Source organism: Novosphingobium flavum, from assembly GCF_014230315.1.
Taxonomy (GTDB): Bacteria; Pseudomonadota; Alphaproteobacteria; order Sphingomonadales; family Sphingomonadaceae; genus Novosphingobium; species Novosphingobium flavum.
The window spans coordinates 1-2,427 of record NZ_JACLAW010000025.1 but is presented as its reverse complement, the minus strand read 5'-3'; the positions used below and the strand labels follow the sequence as shown (position 1 = coordinate 2,427).

At 68.9% G+C, this 2,427-nt stretch carries 2 protein-coding genes; one reads left to right on the top strand and one right to left on the bottom strand.

Translation table 11 applies throughout. From position 1 onward, the window contains the following. Positions 1–230, bottom strand: a 230-nt coding sequence (locus H7F51_RS18515; RefSeq protein WP_185665811.1) for a helix-turn-helix domain-containing protein, incomplete at its 3' end; no start/stop codon positions are given. A 106-nt stretch (positions 231–336) separates the two neighbouring features. On the opposite strand from H7F51_RS18515, the gene H7F51_RS18510 reads away from it, so the two are divergent. Next, on the top strand, positions 337–2,427 hold a 2,091-nt coding region (locus tag H7F51_RS18510), incomplete at its 3' end, for a malate synthase G (protein WP_185665810.1).

Below are 2,427 nucleotides of genomic sequence, written 5' to 3'. Positions count from 1 at the left end.
TCGCGCAGCGCGGCGCGCAGCGGCAACAACGCGCCGAGCAGGTCCTGCCCCGCAGAGGTCGGGGCCATCCGCCGCGTCGTGCGATGAACCAGCCGGGTGCCGAGCCGCTGCTCCAGCCGCACCAGCCGCTTGGACAGGCTCGCCACCGACACCCCGCGCTGCCGCGCCGCGGCCGAGATCGATCCGGCCTCGACGATCTGGACGAAGAGGTCGTAGTCTGGATCGAACATCTTCAACCTGCGGGAAAAAGTGTATTGAATTCTTTCACCCTACCGCAAGATCACGCCGGGCGGTAGCCATGCCCGCGTGAATTGCGGCCAGAGCGGAGACACGACCATGGCGAACTATGTCGAAAAGGCGGGATTGAACGTCGCGGCCGAACTGGCCGTCTTCGTCGAGCGCGATGCCCTGCCCGGCACCGGGATCGAACCCGCGGCCTTCTGGTCCGGCATGGCCGCGATCCTCGCCCGCTTTGCCCCGCGCAACGCCGCCCTGCTCGCGCGGCGCGAAGAGCTGCAGGCCGCGATCGACGCCTGGCACAAGACCCGCGCCGGCCAGCCGGTCGATGGCGAGGAATACCGCGCCTTCCTCAAGGACATCGGCTACCTCGCACCGGCGCCGGGCGCCTTTCAGGTCGATCCCCATGGCGTCGATTCCGAACTGGCGACCATCGCCGGGCCGCAGCTCGTCGTCCCCGTGCTGAACGCCCGCTTCCTCCTCAACGCCGCCAATGCCCGCTGGGGCAGCCTCTACGACGCGCTCTACGGCACCGACGCGATTGCCGGGGCGCCCTCCGGCCCCGGCTTCGATCCGGCGCGCGGCGCCAAGGTGATCGCCTGGGCAAAGGCCTTCCTCGACGAGGCGGTCCCGCTGGCAAGCGGCTCGTGGCAGGACTGGACCGGCGGCGACCTCGCCCTCGCCAATTCCGAGCAACTCGTCGGCCGGGCGGGCGCCAACCTGCTGCTGCGCCGCAACGGCCTGCACATCGAGATCGTCATCGACCCCGCCCACCCGATCGGCCGCACCGACCCGGCCGGCATCGCCGACGTCGTGCTCGAATCCGCCGTCACCACGATCTGCGACTTCGAGGATTCGATCGCGGCGGTCGATGCCGAGGACAAGGTCGCCGCCTATGCCAACTGGCTCGGCGTCATGCGCGGCACGCTGGAAGACACCTTCGTCAAGAACGGCGCGGCAATCACCCGCCGCCTCAATCCCGACCGCGCCTATGCCGCGCCGGATGGCAGCCCGTTCACGCTCCCCGGCCGCTCGCTGCTGCTGGTCCGCAATGTCGGCCACTTGATGACCACCCCGGCCGTGCTCGTGCCCGGCGGCGCGGAGGCGCCGGAAGGGGTTATCGACGCGCTGGTCACCTCAGCCATCGCCCTGCATGACCTTGCCGCCACCGGCGCCCTGCGCAACAGCCGCACCGGCTCGGTCTATATCGTCAAGCCCAAGATGCACGGGCCGGAAGAATGCGCCTTCGCCAATGACCTGTTCGATGCCGTCGAAGACGTGCTCGGCCTCGCCCGCCACACCCTCAAGGTCGGGATCATGGACGAGGAGCGCCGCACCAGCGCCAATCTCGCCGCCTGCATCCACGCGGTGAAAGACCGCATCATGTTCATCAACACCGGCTTCCTTGATCGCACCGGAGACGAGATCCACACCTCGATGCAGGCCGGGGCCATGCTGCGCAAGGGCGAGATGAAGACCTCCGCGTGGATCGCCGCCTACGAGGATCGCAACGTCCAGATCGGCCTTGCCTGCGGCCTGTCCGGCAAGGCGCAGATCGGCAAGGGCATGTGGGCCATGCCCGACCGGATGGCCGACATGCTCGCCCAGAAGATCGCGCACCCGCTGACCGGGGCGACCACGGCATGGGTCCCCTCGCCCACCGCCGCCACGCTCCACGCCACCCATTACCACCGGGTCGACGTCTTCGCCCGCCAGGCCAAGCGCGCGGAAGAGGCTATCGCCCCGCTCGAGGCCCTGCTGACCATTCCCCTCGCAGCTGGCCGCAACTGGTCCGCCGCCGACCTGCAGGCCGAGATCGACAACAACGCGCAGGGCATCCTCGGCTATGTCGTGCGCTGGGTCGATCAGGGCGTCGGCTGCTCTAAAGTGCCCGACATCAACGACATCGGCCTGATGGAAGACCGCGCCACCCTGCGCATCTCCAGCCAGCACCTCGCCAACTGGCTGCTCCACGGCGTGATCACCCCCGAACAGGTCGATGAAGCCCTGCTGCGCATGGCCGCCAAGGTCGATGGCCAGAACGCCGCCGACCCGCTCTACCGCCCGATGGCGACCGATCCGGAACGCAGCCTCGCCTTCCAGGCCGCCCGCGCGCTGGTGTTCGAAGGGGTCAGCCAGCCCAGCGGCTATACCGAGCCGCTGCTCCACAGCTTCCGCCACAAGGCAAAA